Genomic DNA, 24,651 nt, shown 5'->3' with positions numbered 1-24,651 from the left:
CTCTGTAAGTTTTAATCATTCAATTGGTTAATCATTTCAAATAAAAAAAAGAGATATAGTTATTCTATCACCTCAGTAACTCCCATTCTCCATCTCCCAACTTCAATACTTTCATTAATTATCTTTTGTTTATTGTCTTGTCTTCCGCAAGTCTTTTCCTTTGTTAAAAAAAAGAACATGGAAATACAAAAGTTAAACTGGGCCGGGATCCGGCTTAGTGCTCACAACAAAACAATCCTCATAGACGCTGCAGAAGACTTCTCATATTATAAGCCCGTTTTGGGTGATGCTGTAGAGGGTCTTATAGAATTTTCAGATAAGATACAGGCAGATTACATCCTGTTTACCCACATGCATCTGGATCATTTTGATAAGAAAGTCATCAGGAAGTGTTTAAAGAACGACGGAAAACTGATTGTATATACAGGATTGGAGGTTATTGTAAAAAAAGTTGTAGGCGACGTAACAATTATTGCCCTGGATCTCAACGAAACTTTTACGGAGGACGGGATAACCTTCAAACCGGTGTTTGCGATGGATGGTGTAGGAGAAATACAGTCTTCATGGATTGTAGATGATGGAACTACAAAAATCTTCCATGGCGGTGATACCATCTGGCACAACCAGTTCTGGAAGCTGGGAAAAGAGAATCCTGATATTGATTATGCATTTTTGCCTGCCAATGGAGTCGTTGTCAATTTTGAAGTCATAGGATTACAATACAGCCCGGTTCCCGCTTCTCTCAATCTGAAAGAAGCTTTTGCGGCAGCCCGCCTTTTACACGCCAGAAAGCTGATCCCGATACATTATAATTTATTTGCCCATGAAAGATGCTATATTCCTCAGGTATTTGGTCAGGAAGATCTGGAAAGAGTTTCAGAGGAACTGGGACAGGAATATATGATTTTGAAGGATGGGGAAACGCTGACAGATTTTTAATGGTCACCACTTGCGGTAGCTGGAAGCAGTAAAATGTGCTTTTTATCCATTTCTATTACGGTCATACAGCTGGCTTTAACCAAAATGTAGAGTGAGTTTTGGGTAAAGCCATAGGTATTCAAATACTTTTGGCTTTATGAGTTGACGTCTGAAACAAATTTTATTGTGCGCTACAACCTTTTCTGTCATTAATGCATCATTATAAGAAAAAGGAAACTATGAAAATTACCATCCCCAAACCCTGTCATGAGAACTGGGAAAATATGAGCGCTGATGAAAAAGGAAGATTCTGTTCAGTCTGTTCCAAAACAGTCCACGACTTTACCGGTTTTACAGATCGGGAACTGGCTGATAGCTTTACATTAAATGATGATCTCTGTGGGAGATTCCGCGAAGATCAACTGGGAAAGAACCTGAATTTTTCGATTGCTATTACTTTGGCCTTGGGATTTTGGGCAGTAAGCAGTACCTTAGCGTCAGTCAAAGCACAGGAAATAAAACCTCCGGCTGCCCGTCAGGTAGCAGCAGTAAGCGAACAGATTGGTAAAGTTGCTATCTGTCAGCCCGTTCAGACCAATACGCGGGTTATGATAGGAGCTCCTCGTTCCAGGCCTGCAGAAAAACCAATGATTTTACTGGACCGTAAAGAGATTTCAGACCAGGCAATGAAAGAGGTAAAGCCTGAACATATTGAAACAGTAAATACTCTTTCCCCCGAAGAAGCTCTTAAAAAATTTGGTAAAAAGGGTAAAAACGGAGTGATCCTGATCACGACAAAGAGAAAATACAGAAGATAACTACTGAAAAAGACAGATTTTTGAGCATTCCTGTTTTTAGATGACCGGTTATTTTTAGGAAATAGTTTAATACATGAACAACATGAAAAAAATAGGAATTATTGGTTGTGGATGGCTGGGTACCCATATGGCGGAGCGGTTAGCCACGCAGCATGAAATCTTCGTAACCACCACGTCAGAGTCTAAAATAAAAAACTTATCGGATAAAGGATATCACGTCACAAAAGTAAGCTTTCCTGATGATATCACCGGAACCATAGCAGAATGGGAGATCACCTCACAGCTGGATGCAGTAATTGTTACCGTTCCCTTTTCAGGCGTAAGGGGCGCTGAAATTTCATTGAAGGAAAGAAATGAAAATCTGTTGACATTCCTTGGTGATTACAAGGGCCAGCTCTTTCTGATGAGTTCTACGGGAGTGTATCCGGATCTGGAAAAGGAATTTATAGAAGAGGACCGTTCCGCAGATGAGGTTCCCAGTGAAAATTTCATTAAAAACAGGTTTCCTCAGGTCAATATTTTGAGATTGGCAGGACTGATGGGAGATCAGCGGCTATTGAAAAATTATAATATTTCAAATCTGGAACAGTTGGTCAATCACATTCATTATGCGGACATTTGTACGGTTGTTGAGAAAATGCTGAATAACGAATCTCAATCCAAAGTATATAATGTCGTGGCGCCTGTTCATCCCAATAAAGAAGAGATCATCAGTGCTCAGAAAGATCTGCCTTACTCAGGAAGCCGCACCACGCAGGGGAGGACGATATCTCCCTCAAAATTGATTTCAGATCTGAATTTTGAATTTCATTATCCTGATCCACGGTATTTTCATCTTGAAAGTATTTAGGAATAGTGGATGTTTACCAGTAATATTTACTTTTTTTGAAAGAAGTCTTCTATCTTAGTAATCCATTCCGGTTTTTTTAGATTTGTGAGGTTGCAATATTCTTCACAGATTGCTTTTTTATTTTCATCAATGAATTTTGCTATTTCATCTTTTAAATGTTTGGGATTTCCTACTATATTTTGTGAGGAATCAGGAAAAATAATAGAATTATCACCTTTAATAAAACTGTTTTTTGATTTCTCATCAAATTTAAACTTTCCAAAAATTCCTTGTATATCTTCTCTGCCAGAGTTTTTAATTATATTACTCAAAGCTTCATAAAAACCATTGGGATCTAAAGCTTCTTCTATCTCCGTTGGATATTTAATATCAGTAGTAATTTTATGCAATTCAATTGATTGATTGTCCATTACCTGTAACCGTCTCATCTTAAGTAATCCATTTTTATGATCGTCTTGAAAATCCTTTATCCCAATTCCTTGAAAGTCAGTGTCAATTAAACAATATATTTTACCATTTAATTCTGAATTTTCAGCATTGTGAGATATTGGTGCATATAAATAATTGTATAATAACTTAACAATTGCAGATCCGCCAACAGGAAGAATCTTTAAATTCTTTACTTTTTCTATGTGTTTTTTAATATAGTTTTTGTCTTCCTCACTCTCTACAATAAGCCAATTATTACTTTTTATTCTCAACGAGCTTATTATAGCAGAAGATAAGTCAAAAAAGCTTTTAAAATGTATATCACTTGATGTGCCCTTTACATCTTCAAAATAATTACGGAATGCAAATTGACTTATTTCGACATTGTCTGCTTTATTATCAATATGAAATAAATTTCCTTTTTCGATTATTGGTAATGCACCATACCAGTGAGTCGTTACAAGCATCTGGATATCAAAATTGTTAGCTAGCTCTTGAAGCCTTTCAAATTGATCATAACACATTGAAATATGTAAAGATGATTCGGGCTCATCAATAGCAAGTATAATTTTGTTTTTTTTTATTTCTTCTTGTATTAAAAATGAATAGGCAATATCTATTAATGCTTTTTTTCTCTCGCCTGCTGATAGATATTTAATTTGTTTTCCATTTTTTTTTAGTTTTCTTTTTGAAAAATAAGTTTCAATCATTACATCAGATAAATGATTGGCTGTTAATTTGGTTTTAGCCTTGTATTCTTTTGCGAAATCATACTCCTTATCAATATCTTGTATTGTTTTTTCGACTTCCTTAATAAACACCTCCAAATCATTATTAATTATTTCAAGGATAGTTTTATTCTGAGATCTATCAGTGTCTATTTCAATAGGGTGCTTTTTATTAAGAACGTTTTCAATTCTTTTTTTTACATCTTCACTCATTAAATCCTGCATGCCTTTTGATTCTAGTCGTAAAAAATCATCAATGGATGTCTCAACAGGTATATATAGAAATTTATATTTGTTAAGGATATCTAATTTTAATTTACTTGTAGTTGATTGATAAACTTTTTGGTCTTTAAAATCATCTAATTCTTGTATTTTCTTTTTAATGAGACTATCAAATGCGAAAAATGATTGGTTGCTATTATCAGTTTGGGGCCAAAATGCAATTGAGAATATGAAATGAGTATCCTTTAAAGTTTTTAAAAAGGTCTGTTGATCCTTGAAACTTTCATAAGGTTTATAATTGGATTGTGAAATATTTACTTCTAACAGAGCATTAGAAATAATAGGTATTATTTGTTGAACTTTTTTGTCATATTTAGAAAGCTCATCTTTTTTTATTAAAAATAATGGTGCAATATATGCATCTGATTTTTTTTCACTTGTGTGGTATATGAATTCAGAATTATTAAAAAAACAATTTAAACTTTCTAAAATTGAACTTTTACCTGCTCCATTTTGACCAATAAAAAGATTGAAATTTTCAAACTCATTAATTCCAAAAGGAATATATTTTGCAGCTTTATATGTTTTAAAATGTCTTTGAAATAATCCTATTACCATATTAAGATATTTAGTGAACTATCGTTTTAATTAATTTCAAAAATACATTTACTTCATTTGTAATATTTACGGGAACCCGTAATCAATTAAAATAAATCCTCCAATGATCAGAGATCATTGGAGGATCTAGAATATCTTTAGAACAAAAATTTAGTTCTTTACTGCTGCAATAGCTGCCTCATAATTTGGTTCCTGCGAAATATCAGGTACCTGCTCTTCGTAAATAATATTTCCCAAAGGATCAATAACGACAACCGCTCTGCTGAGAAGTCCTTTCATCGGTGAATCGATCATTTCTACCCCATAGTTCCATCCAAAATCAGAACGAAAATCAGAAAGCATCACTACATTGTCAATTCCTTCTGCACCACAAAATCTTTTTTGTGCAAAGGGTAAGTCTTTAGAAATGCAAAGGACAACGGTATTGGGAAGGTTGGCCGCATCTTCATTGAAATGATGGACAGATGCCGAGCAAACTCCTGTATCTACGCTTGGAAAGATGTTGAGAATCACATATCTCCCTTTGAAAGACTCCAGGGTCTGGTCATTCATATGAACATCCGTCAGGGTAAATTTGGGAGCCGGTTTATGAAGCGCCGGTAATTTGGAATAAGTGCGTACAGGTTCTCCTTTCATCAGGACGGTATTGGGTGTTTTAGTCTTTTGGGCAAAACCCATTGCCGAGATGAAGAATAAGGTGCTGAAGATTATTTTTGAAAACATTGAAAAATTATTTTTGACAAAATTATTCTTTTTTTTGACGCCGGGATTAATTTTCGTTCAAACAGCTCTCAAATAGAGCAAATCTATTAAATCTGTATTCTTAAAATCAATTTTTACGTCTAACTTTATTTTTCAAAATATTAAAAAGATACTTATGAATTCAGTAAACAGCTTTTCGTTTCAGAATATTTTTAAAAGTGAAAATGAAATTCCTGAAGAATATAAAGTTCCTGAAATCCATCAGAGAGTGTACCTTCTCAATGGCGAGCTGGTAGAATGGAAAGGAGAAGTACAAAATATCTATTCGCCGGTCTGTATTCCTACGGAAAATGGACTGAAGAGAAAACTGCTGGGCAGTATTCCGAATATCGGGCCTGATGAAGCAATGGAGGTTCTTGACGCTTGTGTAAAAGCATATGATAATGGTCTTGGCGAGTGGCCTACTATGTCTGTAGAAGGTAGAATCAAGTGTATGCAAAAGTTTGTATACCTGATGATCGGGCAACGGGACCTGGTGATAAAGCTGCTGATGTGGGAAATCGGAAAAACCTTTGCCGATTCTACCAAAGAATTTGACCGTACCGTGGATTATATCAACCAGACCATCGATGCACTCAAAGATCTGGACAGGGAGTCTTCCCGTTTCCAGGAAGCAGAAGGGACCATTGCACAGATCAGAAGGGCTCCGTTGGGTGTTGTCCTCAGTATGGGGCCCTTCAACTATCCTTTGAATGAAATTTTCACCACCTTGATTCCAGCACTCATCATGGGAAATACCATTTTGTTCAAGCTTCCAAAGCACGGTGTTTTAGCTCATTACCCATTACTGAATGCGTTTAAAGAAGCATTCCCTAAAGGAACAGTGAATACGCTGTATGGAAAAGGTTCAGAAATTATTACGCCGATTATGGAAAGTGGAAAGGTTAATGTATTAGCCTTTATCGGATCAAGTAAGGTGGCCAACGGATTGAAAAAGCTGCATCCTAAGGTAAACCGTTTAAGAGCTATTCTGAGTCTGGATGCTAAAAATGCCGCCATTGTAACCAAAAATGCCAATCTGGATGTCGCCGTCAGTGAATGTATCCTGGGAGCCCTGTCTTTTAACGGACAGCGCTGTACCGCATTGAAGCTGATATTTGTACAGAAAGAAGTGGCCGCAGAATTTACCGCAAAGTTAAGTGAAGCTGTTTCTGCGCTTCAACCAGGCCTGCCATGGGAGAAGGGTGTGAAGGTAACTCCGCTTCCGGAAGTGAATAAGCCGCCTTACCTGAAGGAATGTATTGATGACGCTGTGGCAAAAGGAGCTTCGGTTGTGAACAGTGAGGGTGGACATACCGAAGAATCCTTTGTCTTTCCGGCAGTGGTTTATCCCGTAAACAGTGACATGAAACTGTATCATGAAGAGCAGTTTGGTCCGGTGATTCCTGTCGTTCCGTTTGAAGATATTGAAGAGCCTATAGAATATCAGGTCAATGCATCACACGGAATGCAGGTAAGTATTTTCAGTGAAGACCCCAGAGAGGTCGCCGCACTCATTGATCCGTTTGTCAATCTGGTAAGCCGTGTCAATATCAATTGCCAGGCACAGCGTGGCCCTGATGTATTTCCTTTTACCGGAAGAAAAGACAGTGCAGAAGGAACCCTTTCCGTTTTTGATGCACTCCGTTCATTTTCCATCAGATCTCTGGTCGCCGCAAAGTTGACCGAATCCAATAAAGAATTATTAAATACCATTGTCAGAGAGCATGATTCCAATTTCTTAAGCATGGATTATATATTCTGATTTCAGATGAGGTATACAGGATAAAAAAAGTTTCGGCGGGCTGAAAGCCCGCCGAAACTTTTTTTACTGTCCTCTTTTCTCTTTTTCTTTTGCAATTTCACTTCTGATCCAATCCATTTGGGGATCCCTTTTATCAATGATATCCTGCATGCTTTCCACGATTGTCACATCGGGAACCACGCCTTTTTGGGAATCCGAAAAATTGATGTTTGGTTGTACAAGAAGCAGCCCGATAGGAAAACTGATCTTGGAATTTGGAAGTTTCTGGTAAGAATAAAAGCCGGCTACTGTTCCGTCATTGGCTCCTCCTGTCTCTTCACCCACAAGAATGGCTCTTTTGTCGCTTTTGAGCTTTGCAGTGATGATAGACGATGCCGAAAAACTGCCACCATTGATAAGCACAAAAACTTTCCCTTGAAAAGCTGTTTTTTTTGGTTTTGTAGGCTTGTCAGCCTTCATTTTATAAAATACTTTTCCGTCTTTTCTGTACGTGCTGAAGGCCTGTGCAAAAAAATAACTCGGATAGGCAAGGCTCTTGAATGCAAAATCCAATGGAGTGCTTTTCCTGAAGTAATTGGTTCTTAGGGGAGTGCCTTTCGAAGTCACCTGGGATGGCTTTATCAGGGTGAAAGGCTGATTAGAAAGATATGAATACAGATTATTGATCTCATGAAGAGAGCCTCCGTAATTGTTGCGGACATCAATGATGAGATAGGCAGAATTGGCATTTTTGATCTTTGCAAAAGTCTTTTTATAAAACTCATCCGAGTAGTCCCTTGAAAAGCTTTTTACCTTTATATAGGCTACGCTGCTGTCTTTATCAAGAAATTTGAAGCTTCTGTTATACGAATTGCTGGAAGCAACATAATCGTTCAGCTTCTTTTCCTGGGTCCGTTTTTTCATTGCCTTATCTTTGCTAAGGTCGATTTCGGATTTCGATTCCCTTCTTAAGGTGTAGGTTTTCTTTTGTCCGTTATACAGCGTTTCTATAACCGCTTTATTGGCGAGGCCATTTTCTGCCGTATAGAAATTAAAAAATAAATCCTTTAAAAAATAAGGCTGGAAGGTTGTATTATAACCATCGCTGCTGATCAGGTTTCTGTATTTCCTGATGTATTCGGAAACAGGGGTCGAATTGATGCTCAGAATTTCAGTTCCGGGTTTTATATTTTGTACCGATTCCCTGTTTTCAATAATGAACATTTTATTGCCGCTAATATAGTACTCAAAACGGCTAAACAGTCCTTTGGTGTTTTCTAAGTTCTTAACTTCCTTTTTAGTAAATTTTCTTCTGGGAATTCTTAGTGAAAGATGTCCTTCGCGGATTCCTGCTATCACAGGCTGAATTTTAAAATAAAATTGAAGAGGAGTAAGAGAATCATTGATCGTCAGCTTAAGACTGTCAAACTTACGGTCCAGTTCCTGTTTGGGAATATACCAATAGAGCTGGGGGTGCATCTGCTGCAGTTTCAAGTAGGCATAATCCACATCCTCTTTCAGTTGCTCCGGCGCAATACATGATGCCCGCTGTTCGTTATGCCTTTTGATAGATGCGCACGACGAAAGCACAGCGAGAAGAAATATGACCGAATAATTTTTCAATTTTTTTGAGTTTTTTTAGTCCGCTAAAATAAAAAGATTAAAATTAATCATCACTTAAATGAATAATAAATTTTCCTGGACACATGATAAATTTAGTTAAAAAAATAGAGCGGGCCCGAACATATTTTCATTTAAAAACAAAAGTCAATACATTTGAAGTTTATTTTTGCACATGATATATTGGATCCTCACTTCGGTGATTGTTTTGGCCGTTACTTTTTTTCTGGTGATGAATATGAAAGCATTCGGTGCCGTGCCGAAAGGAAAAAGACTGAAGCGTATCAGACAATCAAAACTCTATAAAAACAAACAATTCCAAAACATCAGTTATACCCCTTCTATTGCTGAAGGCCACAAAATGTCAAGAGTGACCTACGATTTCTTTTTGGGAAAAAAAGATCCCTTGCTAAAGCCTCTGAAACCGATTCCTGCTCTCCACACGGACCTGAAAACGATCGACAAAAATGAAGATGTATTTATTTGGCTGGGGCATTCATCCTATTACCTGCAGACGAATGGAGTTTCTTTTCTGATTGACCCTGTCCTGAGTGCCTATGGTTCTCCATTCAAATATTTCAATAAGGCATTCAAAGGTTCAGATATTTATACACCGGAAGATATTCCAAACATCGATTATCTGGTCATTACTCATGATCACTTTGACCATCTGGATTATCCCACCGTACAATCTATCAGGGAGCGAACTGGCATGGCCATTTTACCATTGGGAGTAGGAGCACATCTGGAAAGATGGGGATACCCGGAGAGCAGCTTAATTGAAGAAGAATGGGGAGCAGAAGTGGTATTGAAAAATAACATACAGCTGGTTTTTAGTCCAGCCAGACATTTTTCCGGCCGGCGGATCAGAAAGAATGATACATTATGGACTTCCTATGTTCTGATAACACCTACAAAAAAGATCTTTTTAGGAGGTGATAGTGGCTACGATTCCCATTTTAAAATGATAGGAGATAAGTACGGCCCCTTCCATTATGCCATTCTTGAAAATGGACAATATGGAGAAGCCTGGAGATATATCCACACCTTACCAGAAGAGGTTATTCAGGCTGGTCTTGATCTTAAAGCAAAACGCGTTATTCCTGTGCATACATCCAAATTCGCATTGGCTCTTCATCCATGGAATGAACCTTTACAAAAGATAGCGGAACTTGGAAAAGAAAAAGAACTGCCAATTCTTACTCCCATGATTGGGCAGGTGGTTCATCTTAATGATCCCAGTCAGCAATTTAGAGACTGGTGGGAAGATTGATCAGGCATGCCAGATATCTTTATACCTTACCGGGTGATTTTCGAACTGCTGGCGTACAAAGTCACATTCCGGGTCTACAAGCAAATCTTTCTCCTCTGCGTAGCGTACCAGCTCGTCCAGCAATAGCTTTGCATATCCTTTTCCCTCAAGCTGCTCATCCATTTTGGTATAATATACAATCAGCAGTCTTCCATCAACCTTTATGGACATATAGCCTGCTTTTTTTTCGTCAATAAGTAGCTGCAATTCATCCTGATATGGAGATACTGTAAACTTTATATTTTCCATAATTATTGAGATTTGATTGATTAAAAAATAATTTTGAGAGCTCCCGAAGGCATTCTCTTCCTTAAAATTACAAAATTAAATGATATAAAATAACAGTTTACGGGAATCTTAACGAATTTTATAATTGTGAAAAGCGAAAAATTTTCCTCCGTATTTCAGTGGTTTCCCATTGATTTTGTTATTCATCTTCATTTTTGATTACAAGAATTTTATCGATCCTGTTTCCGTCCTTATCTACAATTTCCAGGGTAAGATTTCCTATCACCATACGATCTCCGGTCTTTGGAATGGTATCTGTATGATGAAAGAACAACCCGGAAACACTGACAAATTTTTTCTGTATTTCTTCATCAATACTCACTTTAAAGTATTTTCTAAAATCATGAAGCGAACATTTTCCATCGATCAGCCATGAGGTTTCATCGCGCTGAAAAATGTCTTCCTCCTCCCCAGAAGTAGTATAAACCGTACCGATAAGGTCGTCTAGAATATCATTTAAAGTAACAATCCCTTTGGTGCTTCCATATTCATCGATGACTATGGCAATATGGGATTTATTGGTCTGGAAATTTTCCATCAGCGGGTATATAAACGAGTTTTCACTTACAAAAACTGCTTTTTTCAGGATTGTTTTCAAATGAAAGTCCTGCGGCTTCTGGTTAAACAAATCCCGCACTTTAATAATTCCGATAATATTATTGAGATTGTTGCCCTCCGTAACGGGATAGGCTGAAAACAGACTGTTGCTGATCTTTCCATGTACCGTCTCATAGCTGTCATCGATATCTACAGAAACAATTTTCGAGTGGTGAGTAGACAATGAATTTACTTTTCGGTCTCCAAGCTCAAAGGCATTTCTTAATACGTCATGCTCTTTTTTTTCAATGATTCCGCCTTCTCTTCCTTCACGGATGATTGATTTTATTTCATCCTCAGTAATCGCCTCTTTTTCATGAGTCTGAATACCAAAAAGTTTTAAGACGGCTTCATTACTAATAGAAAGAAGCCATACAAAAGGAGAAGCCAGAAGCGAAAGCCAGTACATGGGTTTTGCGATGAATATTGAAATCTTTTCCGGGAACTTTAAGCCCAGTCTTTTGGGGACCAGTTCTCCAAAAACAATCGATAAATAGGTGACGACTGCTATAATCAGGAAAGAAGCGATGCCGTGGGAATGTTCGGGAAATATGCCTGCCTGTTTAATATAATCCGCCAGATCTGCAGTAAGCCGGTCTCCTGAATAAATTCCCAGAAGAATTCCGATCAATGTGATTCCGATCTGTACGGTAGAAAGAAACTGGTTGGGATTTTCAGAGAGCTTCATAGCAGCTTTAGCATTTGAATTTCCTTTTTTGGTTTCCGTTTTCAGTTTAAAACTTTTTGATGAGACCACCGCCATTTCAGACATTGAAAAAATACCATTTAAAAAAATAAGAAAAATAATAATGAGGATCTCCATGATGAATACATCTATTGATTCTATATAAATGTAAATAATATTTCAATGGTATTCGTTAGATTATGATTTTTTTAACAGAACTTAGGATTATCATTGAATATTTGGCACTTTAATTGAGGAGTCATTCTTGTTTAATTTAAAAGTGAATTGGAATGAAAAAGTTATTGATTACCGCATTACTGATGGGTACATTCAGTATGAGTTATGCCCAGTCAGATTATTATAACGATTACAGAAGAAGCATTACAGATATCAACTGGCAGACTGTGGTTGCTGACCTGCTGCTTTCGACAACACAGGCTAATCAGGTCTATTCGCTGAATGACCGCTACCGTGATTATGACACCTGGAACAGAGTGTATGTCGTAGATCCGGGACGGTGGAGAGGCGACCGATATTCTGAACTGGAGAGAATTCTCGGAAGAGAAAAATATATGGTATTCAAAAAGAAATACTATAGAGGACAAAATCCGGTGATTGTGTATGGCAGAAATAAAAATGATTATAAAAAATACCGTAAACAAAAAGAAAAATACTATAAAGAGAGAGCAAAAAGCTATAAAAAACAACATAAACACCATGGTCATAACGACTAGGTGTATACCATTCTCAACAATTTAATTGAAATGACTGGCAGGTTTGTCAGTCGTTTGTATTATAAAAATACGTTATGAAGCCTTTTGCGGTAAGGAAGTCTCTTTTGATAGATCCTGACATCCATATTTTAAAAAAATTTTAAAAAAATATATTTAAAGTACACAGTCATCTGTTTGAATTTTATAATTTTGATAAATGCAAGAAAGCGAATCAGTCAAAAGTTTTTACGAAAGATACGCCCCCAATCTGGGGTTTCCCTGTGTGGGAACAAGTGGTATGGGACACTTCAATGTATTCTCCAGGGAAGAATGTTCATTGCTGAGCCCTTACAGCAGGAGGGATTATTATAAAATTTCATTGATCATAGGAAAAGGTAAACTTCACTATGCGGATAAATGGATCTATGTAGACCGTCCGGCACTGTTATTTTCCAATCCTATCATTCCGTATTCCTGGGAAGCCGATAATGATGAGCAGGAGGGGTGGTTTTGCCTGTTTACAGATCAGTTTCTGCAAAACGGAAGCCGCCTGGGAACCCTTCAGGAATCTCAGCTCTTTAAAATTGGCGGAACCCCGGTTTTTTTCGTGGATGGGCTACAGCAAAACATCATTTCGGATATTTTCATCAAAATGATGACCGAAATTCAGTCGGACTACATTCATAAATATGATATGCTGCGTGCCTACCTTTACCTGATGATCCATGAAACCATGAAAATGCAGCCGGCAGAAAATTTTGAACCCTATCAGAATGCCTCACAAAGAGTTGCCTCACTATTTATGGAATTACTGGAAAGACAATTTCCCATCGACAGTCCTGAGGCATTTCTCAAGCTAAAAACACCCAATGACTACGCGCAGAGTCTCTCTATTCATGTGAACTCCTTAAACCGTTCTGTAAAAGAGGCTACAGGAAAAACCACCAGCCAGCAGATCACAGCAAGAATCATCCAGGAAGCTAATGCCTTGTTAAAACATACGGATTGGAATATCTCCGAAATAGCCTATGGATTGGGTTTTGATGAACCTGCCTATTTTACCAATTATTTTAAGAGACAAACCGGAACTACCCCCAATGCATTGCGAACACATCCTGTTTGAATTTTATAATTCTTAGTTTGAATTCTATATCATGAGTAGCCAGTACATGTTCTAATTTTGTCATGTAAAAATTAAAATCACAAACCATTATGAAATTTAAGACATTAGGAAAAACAGGTGAAAAGCTTTCTGCGATAGGATTAGGTTGTATGGGAATGAGCTTTGCTTATGGCCCCGCAGATGAGCAGGAAAGTATCAGAACTTTACATAAGGCATTGGATCTCGGGGTGAATTTTTGGGACACAGCAGATATGTACGCCAATGGAGAAAATGAAAAGCTGATTTCAAAAGTTTTGGTCCCGAACCGGGATAAGATCTTTATTGCAACAAAATTCGGATTCAGATTTAAAGATGGCAAAGCCAGCCACAGTGGCGCTCCCGGAACTTATTTTGACGGTTCTCCCGAATGGATCAGGCAGGCTGTAGATCTGAGCCTCCAGAGATTAAAAATCGATACGATCGACCTTTACTATGCACACAGGGTGGATCCGAACGTTCCGGTAGAAGAGACGGTAGGGGCCATGGCGGAACTTGTAAAAGCAGGGAAGGTAAAATACATCGGTCTATCTGAAGCTTCAGCAGAATCAATCAGAAAAGCCAATGAGATTCATCCGATTTCGGCTTTACAGTCAGAATATTCTATCCTTACCAAAGATGTCGAGAAAGAGATCCTACCGACTATCCGGGAACTGGGAATATCTTTAGTACCTTATTCACCGCTGGCCAGGGGGCTTTTTGCCAATATCGAAGATGCGCAGAACCTTGGAGATGATGATTTCAGAAAATCATTACCGCGGTATCAGAAAGAATACCTTGAAAATAATACCAAACTGGCTAGCGAAATTAATGAATTCGCAGCTTCTAAAGGAGTAAAAGGAACGCAGCTCGCCCTTGCCTGGGTATTGAATCAGGGAGACGATATCATCCCGATTCCGGGTACCAAACGAATTAAATACTTGGAAGAAAATATTGCGGCCGTCAAAATAGACCTTTCCCAATCAGATTTGGATACCATTGATGCCATTCTGAAAAAATACCCAAATGTAGGGGAAAGATACACCGAAGGCTCAATGAAACTGGTGAATAACTAAAGACTACAATACAAAAACTGAGTTCCTGCTTATGATGGGAGCTCAATTTTTTTTGTTATTATTCTCACCGAGAATGTATAATTAATGAAAAAAACTAATTTATGAACAGAAGAGAACTATTAAAGAATGGTTTACTGGCAGGAATATTAAGTATGATTCCTTTGTCCAGTGTACTGGCAGAAACTCCCAAAATACCTCAAAAAACAATCGATGATCTTTCCGGCTTTAAAAAACTGAAGCTTGGAGAGCTGGAACTGTTTGTTCTTACAGACGGATATATTCATGAAGAAAATCTCAATGCATTTGCTCCCAGAGGAACTGTTTCTGAGCTGAAATTAATCCTTAAGAATAATTTCAGACCGGAGAATTATATTGATATGGCCATGAATATTCTATTGGTTAAAACAAAGAATAAACTCATCCTGTTAGATACCGGAATGGGTATTTTTGCTGATGAAAAAACCGGATTTTTATTAAAAAGTCTCCAAAAAGCAGGCTTTTCACCAAAAGATATTACAGATGTTTTTATCTCCCATGCCCATCCTGATCATATTGGCGGCGTAGTTGACAAAAAGCAGAATCTGGTTTTTCCGAATGCCAGTATTTTCATTTCAGAAATTGAACATGACTTTTGGATGAATGCTACTATCAAAGATTTTAATAATAGTGGTTTGAAAAAGCAGCCTGAATTACTCCATCAGATTATTCCTGCTGTTCAAAATATTCTGAAAACCATTCAGCCGAAACTTAAGTTTTATGATCTTAATAATCCGCTTTATGACCATTTCGGTTTTCAGCTGGCTCCCGGTCATACTCCCGGTTTAACGGTGACAACCATTTCTTCAGGAAATGAAAAGCTAATCTACATTGCAGATTTGGTTCATTCCGATGTCATTCTTTTCCAACATCCTGAATGGGGTTACTTCGGTGATACTGATCTTGATCTTGCTACCGCTTCAAGGAAAGATCTCCTGAAACACTTGGCAGATACCAAAACCAGAGCATTTGCCTATCATTTACCCTGGCCGGGCCTAGGCTTTACAAAAACAAAATCAGGAGCATTTGAATGGCTCCCCGAAAGTTTTATGAATTAAGTAATAGGTGGCAGATAGTAGGTAATAGGTTGCAGGGATTAAGGATTAAGTGCGACAAATAGAAATTTTAAATAAGGAAAATATCATCTTAACCAATCGTCATAAAGTGCTTGGCATTCCCCTCCTCTGGAGGGGTGGCAAAAATTCAAAGGATTTTTGACGGGGTGGTTTATAAAAGGGATTCAATCAATAGCTGACTTTAGTCCGCTTTTTCAATAAATACTTACTCATCCGGCTTTAGCCAAAACTTATTAATCATCAACATATACAACAAATCCTCCCGGGCAACGAGAGGATCTGTTTTTATACATAAGAAAAATTAGAGTTTATTACCGTTAAGCTTCTCCAAATACCAGCTCGGTAGAATACAGCTTTCTGAACATCAGATAAGTCATTGTAAGTACAGAGAAAGCGACTATTGCGTCTATTGTAGTTGGAAAACCCAGTACCGCAATTTTTGAAAAGAAAGCAAAAATAATATCGAAAAACATTCCTGCAAATACCCATTCTTTCAACCTCATTAATTTGTTAGGAAGAAGAAGAAGAACAAGAACACCTGAAATTTTAAAAACTCCCAGTATATAAATAAAATGAGACGGATAGCCAAGTTGTTGAGTAATGTCCCATACGACAGGATTTTTTGTGAGTTCAAAGAAACCACTGGCTCCGAACCATAATGACATAAAAATAGCGCCTGCCCAATAGATGATTTTTGTTGTTTTTGTTTTCATTGTAGTATTATTTTTAGTTGTTATTATTAATATATTATGTGAAAATTATTTGAAAATTGTTTTTGCTGATCCTGATATCTCTCCCGTTTTTGGATTTTGAATAAAAGCTATTACTTCCCAGTTTTCAGGAGAAAAGCCTTCCGGAAGTTTAAATGTTGTTGTTCCTTCCGCCTGCTTGTTCAGTGAAATCTGATTTTGCTTGTGAACAATCTGCCAGTGATGCAGATGACGGCCTTCATTCTCACCTTTTCCTACCTGGGTAGAAGAATGTTTTTCAACCAGATTAACAAGAAGTATATTTTTAAGATCAGTGGCAGAGGTTTTATACTGTACATTGATTTCCTTCTGAGAAACGTTTGCCGATAATGCAACATTTGTTTTTTTAGAGGAGAATAAGGCTTCCCGGATTGTATTTTTGATATTGGTTTCATCAGAGCCCACAAATTCCGTTTTTCCATTGACAACCAACTGAGGGGTATAAACCTGTGAATTTAAGATACGGCTGTACTGCTGTTGCCTCTGTGAATTCTCAGCATTACTGAACCGGTCTTTCCATCCAAGGCGATTCCAGTAATCAACATGGTACGAGAGAAGATAAACAGGTTCGTCCTTATATTCTTTTTCAATTTGTCCCATCAGTTCTTCTGCTGCCGGACAGCTCGAACAACCTTCTGAGGTGAACAGTTCCAAAACAGCAAAACCACTATTTTCCGGTGTTGAATGCTGTTCTGTTTTTGGCATTTTATGTTGATGGATAAATGCTGAAGCAGCAAACAATAAGGCCGTAAAAGCACTTACTGTCATTACATTTTTTAGTATCATATCTTTTAATTTGATTCAAAAGTAGACACTCTGTAAAGGCAAAAGAATATAAAGAAGGATTAACCGGACAAATTAAAACGTGAATCGGGAAAATCGTGAAGGGAAATATATTTTAGATTGAAGTAAGGATGAGGGATGTAGGAATTTTGTGGAGTGTTATAGAACCTTAAATAAAAGAAACCCTGATCATGACAATCAAGGGTATACTATATCTCAAAATGCATCTGTTTATTGTAACTGACTAAAAGTACTTCCAGTATCCAACCTGCAGCTACATAACTCTTCTATCTGTCCTCCAGCCAGGTGAAGAAACTATGGGTCTTTTCTTTATTAATAAGAAGCTTTTCAGGAGTTTCAATGGTAAGTTTTACCAAGATTTTACGTTGAAAATAATGCTCCATCTCTTTAATTGCTTTGAAATTAACAAGGTACTGCCTGTTGATTCTAAAGAATTGCTTGTCAGAAACCTGCTCCGCCACCTGACCCAAAGGTTGTGTAAGCGGAAATTGCTCTTTGGTAAATGTGACCAGATGCGTCATTTCATTTTGAATATAAAAGTAGGCAACCTCCTCGGTAGGAATTGTGGCATATTTTTGATTTTTAAAAACCAGGAAGCTGCTTTTACCAGAGGGTGGGTTGATTTTCCTGATCAACAACTCCAGATCGGGGAGATCATGTTTCCGAAAGAATTTTTTCAGTTCATCAACCTTTCGTAAGGCTTCAGAAATATCTTCTCTGGAGAATGGTTTTAGAACGTAATCAACTCCTTTGCTTTTAAAGGCATCCAGCATATACTGATCAAAGGCAGTACAAAAAACGATGGGGCAGCTGATGTCCACCGATTTGAAAATTTCAAATGAGAGTCCGTCCGAAAGATGGATGTCCATAAAAATAAGATCGGGCTGGAGCTCCTTTAAACCTTCAATACTAGTTTCAATACTGTCGTAAACACCCAGTATTTTCGAGTCGGGTTTTAAATCTGATATTAAACTCTGTAGGGATTTTGCAGCCCTGAATTCATCTTCAATAATGATTATATTCATGAATTAATGGTAGTTTTATCTGAAAAGTTTTTTCGTCAGAATTAATTGTAATGTCTTTTTCCAGCAAGTGCTTATACCGCATTTTAATGTTGTCTAGTCCGACTCCCAATGAATCTTCAGGATTTATTTTTCGCTGTATAGCATTTTCAATGGTAATGGTATCGCCGGAGGTATATATTTTAATATGCAAAGGTTTACTCTGAGAAACAATATTGTGTTTGATACAGTTTTCTACCAGCAGTTGAAGCGTAAAAGGCGGGATAAGAGTTGCTGTGGCTTCCTCTCCAAGTTGATTAGTGAACAGGATACCTTCTCCAAAACGCGCCTTTTGAAGAAAAAGATACGCATCTACGATTTTCATTTCTTCCTGAATACTGATCAAATCTAATTTTCTGCTTTCAAGAGTAAATCTATAAAAATCAGAAAGTTTTACAATAAAATCAACCGTTTCCTCATCATGTGTTTCTGCCATCAGTTTTAAGGTGTTCAGACTGTTGAAAAGAAAATGAGGGTTGATCTGTTGTTTTAATAGTTCGTACTGAGCCCCCAGATTATCACTTTTTACCTTTTCCAATTCAAGCAATACCTGCTGACCGGTATAGTTATTCTGAAGAAGATTCAGGAACATATAGCATACCAGATTGATTAGAATTCCGCGAACCTCAATCATCAGCATAACCGGTCCAAAATTTATATGGGAGAGAATCAGTTGCTGAATCCATGCCAGCCCAAACATAATCACCATCCCGAAAGCAAGAACCACCATCAGTCTTGAGTAGGAGATATGCTGTCTCCGTTTTTTCGTGCGGTTTAGCATATAAATATTAATATACCACATGATCACAGAAAAGGCCGCTGTAATCGCTGAGTTTACCATAGCCTCTTTCCAGTTGAACTGATGGGAAGCAAGCTGAGGTACGGAGGATAGAATGCCCAGAAAGACAGAGCTGATCCAGATAATGGCCTGTGATATTTTTACTTTTTGCTCTTGCATGAAATCTGCTGATTTAAAAAAGGTTAAATTAATGTTTTTTACTGATAATATTATGATCAATAGTGAAATGGAAAATTGTCCAAAGTACTATTCACAGACACGATCAGAGAGAGTATCACAAAGTAATTCTGAATGGTGCTTTATGGTCTGCTGACCGGACGGTAACTCATGAAATACTGTATTCTTTCTGCCTTGTTAGGGAACGTGGTTTCGGCCATATCATTTCTAACATCATAAGAAATTCCCCCGGCATCATCAGCCTGAATGGTTTCTATGCTTACCAATTCCCCGGTAATAGTTCCACCGATATATTGAGGATTATCATGGTATTTCCAGGTGACCAGTTTCATCAAAGCGCCTGCTTCCGGTGTCTGGCTTTCCTTTGATAAAGACTCTAAAGCTTTTTTATTACCATATAAAGCGGACATGGTTTTTTTCTTGGGATTTAATGAGTTTGAAATAAATTTGAGTGGGCCCGGATCGAAAACAACTCTTGAAAGGGCACTGTCTTTATCATTGCTTTCTTTGTTGCAAGCAGTAAGACAAATAAGGCTTACCAATAAGATGAGGATTGTATTTTTCATTTCTTCTCTAAATTTTGGATTAATCTTTGAGTATTTACTTTCATAGGAACATCAAAAAGATACCCTGTTTTCTCTGCGAGCTGCCTGTGGCAGGCAATGCATGATTCTTTGGCGAAAGAGGCATTTTTCCCTGTTGGATGGAGGTCGTCTCCAGAGAATTTCGCAAATCCCCATCCTTCAGTGTCCCGATATTGTTGGGAATCTTTTACCATAAACTGAGCATTGATAAATTTTCCTGGTCTGATTTCCCCGTCCGGTAGTTCTTCCTGTTTCCACACGGATTTTACAACAATACTTCCGTCTGGCCATGGATGAAAGTTTTCTGTTTCCACAGCTTGTACAGCAATATCATTTCCATAGATGACACGGATGGAGTTGTCAAAGAGCGTACTCATACTGATGACTTTCCAGTTTTTGAAATCAGGAGTATACTGAACTCAATTGGGCGAAACCGGAAGCTTTGTTGGGGCTGCAGCAGATGATGTTGGGGATTGTTGAGGTTCTTTTTTATGTTGAGCTGCCGGATTTACCGGAGATAATGAGAGCGTATATTTTTTGATGGTTTCAATATCTTTTTTTGTAATCTTAGCTGAAGGATGCAGAAGTGTGTATTCATGAAGAGGCATTTTCCCGCTCTGCATCATATTGAGAATTGCATACATATTTCCCTTATGTTCAGCAGGAGATTTTTTTTCCCATTCTGAAAAATTCAGAACTTCTCTGGCCCTCTTGATGTCTTTATTCACAGCCCAGGAAAAAGGAGCGATTTGATCATACCAACTTAGATTCTGCTGGTTGGAATGACAGCTGAAGCATGAGTTTTCAAGAATACTGATCACTTCCCTGGGAGCTTCTATTTTTTTTGTAACCGGTTTTCCTTCCAATGGTTGATTCCATAACTGCAGTCCTCCCAAAACTCCCAGCATTGCCAGAAATAGTATAGCAATAGGATTTTTTCTTTTTTTTACGGTATCCATAATGAGTATTGTTTTTAATTTTCCGAATCAAAAGTAAGTGGTCACTCTGTAAGGTGAAATGAAAAAAAGGCCAATCCGGACAAATTAAAAGGTGAATCCGGAATTTTTAGCCCTGAAAATTAACAAGAAAAATCCCGGTAATTGTGTTACCGGGATTTGATTGATCTGTTATTTATAATGTAATACCACCGTCTATCACAATTTCGGTTCCTGTGACATAACTTGAAATCTGATCATCTGATAAATAAATAACCAGTTTGGCAACTTCTTCAGCTGTTCCCATTTTTTTCAATGGAATCTGATCGATGAGATGATTTTGAATATCTTTCAAAGTTTCTGCATCAAGACCGGCTTTGCTCATAATCTCAGTTTTTATGGGACCGGGGCTTATGATATTCACTCTGATTTTTCTTGGAGCCAGTTCTGCCGCTGCTGTTTTTGCAATGGAGTTCAATGCAGCTTTGCTTGCCTGATACGCTGAACTGTTGGGGCTATAAGTAGAAGCCACAATGGATGATAAAAATACAACAGAAGCTCCGTCATTCAATAAAGGAATGAATTTGCTTAATGTAAAATAAGCTCCTCTGAAATTAATATTCATCACCTGATCAAAATTTTCAACATCCATATTCTCAATTGGCGTTAGGCTTCCTGTAATGCCTGCATTGACGAACAGAATGTCTACTTTTCCAAATTGTTTCTCCACTTCCTTCTTCAATAAATCAATATCATCAAGGTTAGCCTGATCTGCAATGAACGAAATCGCTCCAAGTTCCTGGGCTGCTTTTTCTACAGCTTCTTTTCGTCTTCCAGTGATAATGACCGTTGCTCCTTCTGAAATAAGTTCTTTGGCCGCGGCAAATCCAATTCCGCTGTTTCCTCCTGTTACAACAGCTATTTTATTACTTAATTTTTTCATTGTAAAATTTTTTTGACAAAGTTATTTCAAATTGGTATACTTTTGTAACCAGTATCACGGAGTATACCAATATCATTCATGATATCACTTAACTTTGCAACTATGGAAAGAGATCAGACCGAAGAACTTAGAGCCCTGCAGGATACCCTTTATTTTATTGGAGGGAAATGGCGAATTCCTGTGATCAATTCAATCTGTAACGGCAACAGACGTTTCCGGGAAATTGAGCGGAGCATTCCCGGAATTACCACCAGAATGCTTTCAAAAGAGCTGAAAGATATGGAGCTGAACAAATTGGTAAAACGCACCGTTTACCCGGAAACACCTGTTTTAATAGAATATGAACCCACAGAATACTGCCGAACTTTTGGAAATATCATTCAGGAAATGATCAATTGGGGAAGGGAGCATAGGAGAGTGATTGTGGAGGATAGGTAGGTGAGAGGTGGCAGATATTAGGTTGTAGGAATTAGGGAGACGTCGGACTTTGATGAGTAAGTATGTGTTTATTATTCCCTCCTCTGGAGAGGTGGCGAAAATTCAAAGAATTTTTGACGGGGTGGTTTTAAATTACGAATAGTAATAATCCTCCCACAAAAAAAGCCCCTTTAAAAAAAGGAGCTTTTTATCTATATCAATGCGAAAAATTAAATTCCGTCAATAATTTCATTTAAAACCGTACTTGGTCTCATTGCTGCATACGTTTTATACGTATCAGTTTTATAATAACCGTCGATATTCTGAGGTTTGCCCTGAGCACCGATGAGTTCAGCATTGATTACATCTTCGTTTTCCTGCATTGCGTGTGCAACCGGAGCAAACTGAGCTGCTAATTCAGCATCAGCAGTTTGGTTTGCCAATGCTTCAGCCCAATACATGGCTAGATAGAAGTGAGAACCTCTGTTATCAATCTGGCCTACCTTTCTTGCAGGAGATTTATCGGTAGCTAAGAATTTAGCATTTGCTTCATCCAATGCATCAGCCAGTACCTGAGATTTTGTATTCCCCTGCGTTTGTGCCAAATGCTCTAAAGAGGCCTGAAGGGCTAAAAATTCACCCAGAGAATCCCATCTTAAGTATCCTTCTTCCAGGAATTGCTCTACGTGTTTTGGAGCAGAACCTCCGGCACCTGTTTCAAATAACCCCCCACCGTTCATCAATGGAACGATAGAAAGCATTTTTGCAGAAGTACCCAATTCAAGGATTGGGAAAAGATCTGTTAAATAATCTCTCAATACGTTTCCTGATACAGAGATCGTATCTTTACCTTCTCTTGCTCTTTTCAGGGTTTCAGTCATCGCATCTTTTACGTCAAGAATTCTGATGTCAAGACCTGCTGTATCGTGATCGGCAAGATATTTTTCTACTTTTTTGATGATTTCTCTGTCGTGAGCTCTTCCTTTGTCTAACCAGAAGATGGCAGGAGTATCAGATAATCTTGATCTGTTTACTGCCAGTTTTACCCAGTCCTGGATCGGAGCATCTTTAGTCTGACACATTCTGAAGATATCATCTTTTTCTACTTTCTGAGAAAGAAGAACATTTCCGGCTTCGTCCTGTACTTCTACAGTTCCTTCGGCAGCTAACTGGAAAGTTTTATCGTGAGAACCGTATTCCTCAGCTTTCTGAGCCATCAATCCTACGTTGGGAACAGATCCCATTGTGGTAGGGTCTAATTTTCCATGCGCTTTCATATCATCGATTACAGACTGATAGAAACCTGCATAAGAACGGTCAGGGATGATACATACGGTATCTTCTTCGTTTCCTTCTTTGTTCCACATTTTACCTCCACCTCTTACAAGAGCAGCCATAGAGGCGTCAACGATGATGTCAGAAGGTACATGGAAGTTCGTAATTCCTTTGTCAGAATTTACCATTGCTACTCTCGGTCCTTCAGCAAGAGCTTTTTCAATATCAGCTTTGATGTCAGCTTCCTGAGCATTTCCTTTGATCTTGTCAAAAAGATCGGCAAGACCGTTATTTGGATTGATGTCTAAAGATTTGAATGTCTCAGCATATTTGGTAAATACTTCTTTGAAGAAAGTCTCAACGATAGCCCCGAAAATGATTGGGTCAGAGATTTTCATCATCGTTGCTTTAAGGTGAGCAGAAAGAAGTACATTTCTTTTCTTAGCTTCCTCAATTGCTTCCTGAACGAATGCTTTTAACGCATTTAAGTTCATCACAGAAGAATCGATTACTTCACCGGCCTGAAGACCAGCGAAGTCTTTTAATACTGATTCAGAACCGTCGTTTCCTTTGAATACAATTCTGTATTTTGTAGCGTTTTCTAACGTTGTAGAAGTTTCTGTACCATAGAAATCGCCATTGTTCATGTGTGCTACATCCGTTTTACTGTCCGAAGCCCATTCACCCATTCTGTGAGGATTGGCTTTTGCATAGTTTTTCACAGCTTTCGGAGCACGTCTGTCAGAATTTCCCTCTCTTAATACAGGGTTTACAGCACTTCCTAAAACTTTCGCATATTTAGCTTTAATAGCTTTTTCCTCCTCATTTTTAGGTTCTGCAGGATAATTGGGAACGGCAAAACCTTTAGCCTGTAATTCAGCGACCGCTGCATCCAGCTGAGGCACAGATGCCGAAATATTAGGTAATTTGATGATATTTGCATCAGGTTGAGTTGCCAGTTGTCCCAATTCAGCCAATGCATCACCGATTTTCTGATCTTCTTTTAAGAATTCAGGAAAATTCGCTAAAATTCTTCCTGCCAAAGAAATATCCGGAACTGCGATTTCGATATCTGCTGATTTCGTGAAAGCTTTTACAATAGGTAAAAACGAGTGGGTAGCCAGCATTGGAGCCTCATCAGTAAGTGTGTAATAGATTTTTGATTTTTCTGACATTATACTGTTATTTTTTATTTGAAATTTAAAGTCCCACAAATTTAGTTAAAATTTAAATTTTGTGATTCATACTGTGCCCAGATTTTTTACTTTAAGAATTATTTAACCTTTATTTCGCTCAAA

General features: G+C 37.8%; 23 protein-coding genes and 1 pseudogene. 10 read left to right on the top strand and 14 right to left on the bottom strand.

From position 1 onward, the window contains the following. Positions 1 to 177 precede the first annotated feature (177 nt). From DRF67_RS01845 to DRF67_RS01835, 3 genes are all read left to right on the top strand, one after another. Complete coding sequence (locus tag DRF67_RS01845) at positions 178 to 939, top strand: MBL fold metallo-hydrolase (RefSeq protein WP_115926120.1); 762 nt, start codon at positions 178 to 180, stop codon at positions 937 to 939. A gap of 218 nt (positions 940 to 1,157) precedes the next feature. After that, positions 1,158 to 1,736: a hypothetical protein gene (locus DRF67_RS01840; protein WP_123912694.1), complete on the top strand. Its 579-nt coding sequence runs from the start codon at positions 1,158 to 1,160 to the stop codon at positions 1,734 to 1,736. 82 nt (positions 1,737 to 1,818) lie between these two features. Continuing rightward, positions 1,819 to 2,586, top strand: a complete 768-nt coding sequence (locus DRF67_RS01835; RefSeq protein ID WP_165851723.1) for an NAD(P)-binding domain-containing protein — start codon at positions 1,819 to 1,821, stop codon at positions 2,584 to 2,586. 26 nt (positions 2,587 to 2,612) lie between these two features. Here the strand turns inward: DRF67_RS01835 and DRF67_RS01830 are convergent, their stop codons facing one another. Together DRF67_RS01830 and tpx are read right to left on the bottom strand one after the other, a co-directional pair. Further along, on the bottom strand, positions 2,613 to 4,583 hold the full coding sequence (locus DRF67_RS01830) for an AAA family ATPase (protein ID WP_115926117.1): 1,971 nt from the start codon (positions 4,581 to 4,583) through the stop codon (positions 2,613 to 2,615). A 150-nt stretch (positions 4,584 to 4,733) separates the two neighbouring features. Beyond that, the gene (tpx, locus tag DRF67_RS01825; protein WP_115926116.1) at positions 4,734 to 5,306 is read right to left on the bottom strand and encodes a thiol peroxidase; all 573 of its coding nucleotides are present in this window, start codon (positions 5,304 to 5,306) and stop codon (positions 4,734 to 4,736) included. 154 nt (positions 5,307 to 5,460) lie between these two features. Here tpx and DRF67_RS01820 point away from each other — a divergent pair, with 154 nt between their 5' ends. Next, a complete protein-coding gene (locus DRF67_RS01820; RefSeq protein WP_115926115.1) occupies positions 5,461 to 7,089 on the top strand; it encodes an NADP-dependent glyceraldehyde-3-phosphate dehydrogenase in 1,629 nt (542 codons plus the stop codon). A gap of 63 nt (positions 7,090 to 7,152) precedes the next feature. Here DRF67_RS01820 and DRF67_RS01815 read toward each other — a convergent pair whose 3' ends face one another. After that, entirely contained in the window at positions 7,153 to 8,691 is a 1,539-nt protein-coding gene (locus DRF67_RS01815; protein WP_115926114.1) for a S41 family peptidase, read from the bottom strand. 172 nt (positions 8,692 to 8,863) lie between these two features. Between DRF67_RS01815 and DRF67_RS01810 the strand changes: the two genes are divergently transcribed. After that, positions 8,864 to 9,961 (top strand): MBL fold metallo-hydrolase, encoded by a 1,098-nt coding sequence (locus DRF67_RS01810; protein WP_115926113.1) that lies wholly within the window; start codon positions 8,864 to 8,866, stop codon positions 9,959 to 9,961. Here the strand turns inward: DRF67_RS01810 and DRF67_RS01805 are convergent, their stop codons facing one another. Continuing rightward, positions 9,962 to 10,249, bottom strand: a complete 288-nt coding sequence (locus DRF67_RS01805) for a GNAT family N-acetyltransferase (protein WP_115926112.1) — start codon at positions 10,247 to 10,249, stop codon at positions 9,962 to 9,964. It abuts the gene before it with no gap. Between the two features lie 178 nt (positions 10,250 to 10,427). Next, positions 10,428 to 11,708, bottom strand: a complete 1,281-nt coding sequence (locus DRF67_RS01800; RefSeq protein WP_115926111.1) for a hemolysin family protein — start codon at positions 11,706 to 11,708, stop codon at positions 10,428 to 10,430. 152 nt (positions 11,709 to 11,860) lie between these two features. On the opposite strand from DRF67_RS01800, the gene DRF67_RS01795 reads away from it, so the two are divergent. The 4 genes from DRF67_RS01795 (at position 11,861) to DRF67_RS01780 (ending at position 15,591) form a co-directional block, all read left to right on the top strand. Continuing rightward, positions 11,861 to 12,304, top strand: coding sequence for a hypothetical protein (locus DRF67_RS01795; RefSeq protein WP_115926110.1), 444 nt, complete (start codon positions 11,861 to 11,863; stop codon positions 12,302 to 12,304). A gap of 196 nt (positions 12,305 to 12,500) precedes the next feature. Then, positions 12,501 to 13,406: a helix-turn-helix domain-containing protein gene (locus DRF67_RS01790; protein ID WP_115926109.1), complete on the top strand. Its 906-nt coding sequence runs from the start codon at positions 12,501 to 12,503 to the stop codon at positions 13,404 to 13,406. Positions 13,407 to 13,495: 89 nt separating this feature from the next. Further along, positions 13,496 to 14,497 carry an aldo/keto reductase gene (locus tag DRF67_RS01785; RefSeq protein ID WP_115926108.1) on the top strand — a complete coding sequence of 334 codons (1,002 nt, stop codon included), beginning with the start codon at positions 13,496 to 13,498 and terminating at the stop codon, positions 14,495 to 14,497. A 101-nt stretch (positions 14,498 to 14,598) separates the two neighbouring features. Beyond that, a complete protein-coding gene (locus tag DRF67_RS01780) occupies positions 14,599 to 15,591 on the top strand; it encodes an MBL fold metallo-hydrolase (protein WP_115926107.1) in 993 nt (330 codons plus the stop codon). Positions 15,592 to 15,926: 335 nt separating this feature from the next. Here the strand turns inward: DRF67_RS01780 and DRF67_RS01775 are convergent, their stop codons facing one another. From DRF67_RS01775 to DRF67_RS01745, 8 genes and pseudogenes are all read right to left on the bottom strand, one after another. Beyond that, positions 15,927 to 16,322 carry a DoxX family protein gene (locus DRF67_RS01775; protein ID WP_115926106.1) on the bottom strand — a complete coding sequence of 132 codons (396 nt, stop codon included), beginning with the start codon at positions 16,320 to 16,322 and terminating at the stop codon, positions 15,927 to 15,929. Between the two features lie 45 nt (positions 16,323 to 16,367). Next, positions 16,368 to 17,144, bottom strand: coding sequence for a DUF1223 domain-containing protein (locus DRF67_RS01770; RefSeq protein ID WP_115926105.1), 777 nt, complete (start codon positions 17,142 to 17,144; stop codon positions 16,368 to 16,370). A 284-nt stretch (positions 17,145 to 17,428) separates the two neighbouring features. Continuing rightward, positions 17,429 to 18,187, bottom strand: coding sequence for a LytR/AlgR family response regulator transcription factor (locus DRF67_RS01765; protein WP_115926104.1), 759 nt, complete (start codon positions 18,185 to 18,187; stop codon positions 17,429 to 17,431). Beyond that, the gene (locus tag DRF67_RS01760) at positions 18,168 to 19,181 is read right to left on the bottom strand and encodes a sensor histidine kinase (protein ID WP_115926103.1); all 1,014 of its coding nucleotides are present in this window, start codon (positions 19,179 to 19,181) and stop codon (positions 18,168 to 18,170) included. Before DRF67_RS01760 ends, DRF67_RS01765 begins: the two co-directional genes overlap by 20 nt. A 140-nt stretch (positions 19,182 to 19,321) precedes the next feature. Then, positions 19,322 to 19,765: a hypothetical protein gene (locus DRF67_RS01755; RefSeq protein ID WP_115926102.1), complete on the bottom strand. Its 444-nt coding sequence runs from the start codon at positions 19,763 to 19,765 to the stop codon at positions 19,322 to 19,324. After that, positions 19,762 to 20,175: pseudogene (locus DRF67_RS21755) on the bottom strand (cytochrome P460 family protein); the annotation flags it as partial. The gene DRF67_RS01755 and the pseudogene DRF67_RS21755, both read right to left, overlap by 4 nt. A gap of 27 nt (positions 20,176 to 20,202) precedes the next feature. Beyond that, complete coding sequence (locus tag DRF67_RS21750; RefSeq protein WP_228435714.1) at positions 20,203 to 20,742, bottom strand: heme-binding domain-containing protein; 540 nt, start codon at positions 20,740 to 20,742, stop codon at positions 20,203 to 20,205. A 172-nt stretch (positions 20,743 to 20,914) separates the two neighbouring features. Continuing rightward, positions 20,915 to 21,661, bottom strand: coding sequence for an SDR family oxidoreductase (locus DRF67_RS01745; RefSeq protein ID WP_165851722.1), 747 nt, complete (start codon positions 21,659 to 21,661; stop codon positions 20,915 to 20,917). A 102-nt stretch (positions 21,662 to 21,763) separates the two neighbouring features. Between DRF67_RS01745 and DRF67_RS01740 the strand changes: the two genes are divergently transcribed. Further along, positions 21,764 to 22,099 (top strand): winged helix-turn-helix transcriptional regulator, encoded by a 336-nt coding sequence (locus DRF67_RS01740; RefSeq protein WP_115926300.1) that lies wholly within the window; start codon positions 21,764 to 21,766, stop codon positions 22,097 to 22,099. A gap of 209 nt (positions 22,100 to 22,308) precedes the next feature. Here the strand turns inward: DRF67_RS01740 and DRF67_RS01735 are convergent, their stop codons facing one another. Continuing rightward, on the bottom strand, positions 22,309 to 24,528 hold the full coding sequence (locus tag DRF67_RS01735; protein ID WP_115926101.1) for an NADP-dependent isocitrate dehydrogenase: 2,220 nt from the start codon (positions 24,526 to 24,528) through the stop codon (positions 22,309 to 22,311). Positions 24,529 to 24,651: the final 123 nt, after the last annotated feature.

Origin of the sequence: Chryseobacterium pennipullorum, assembly GCF_003384725.1 — a bacterium.
Taxonomy (GTDB): Bacteria; Bacteroidota; Bacteroidia; order Flavobacteriales; family Weeksellaceae; genus Chryseobacterium; species Chryseobacterium pennipullorum.
Note: the sequence above shows the minus strand (reverse complement) of the source record. Positions and strands in the feature narration are given on the sequence as shown.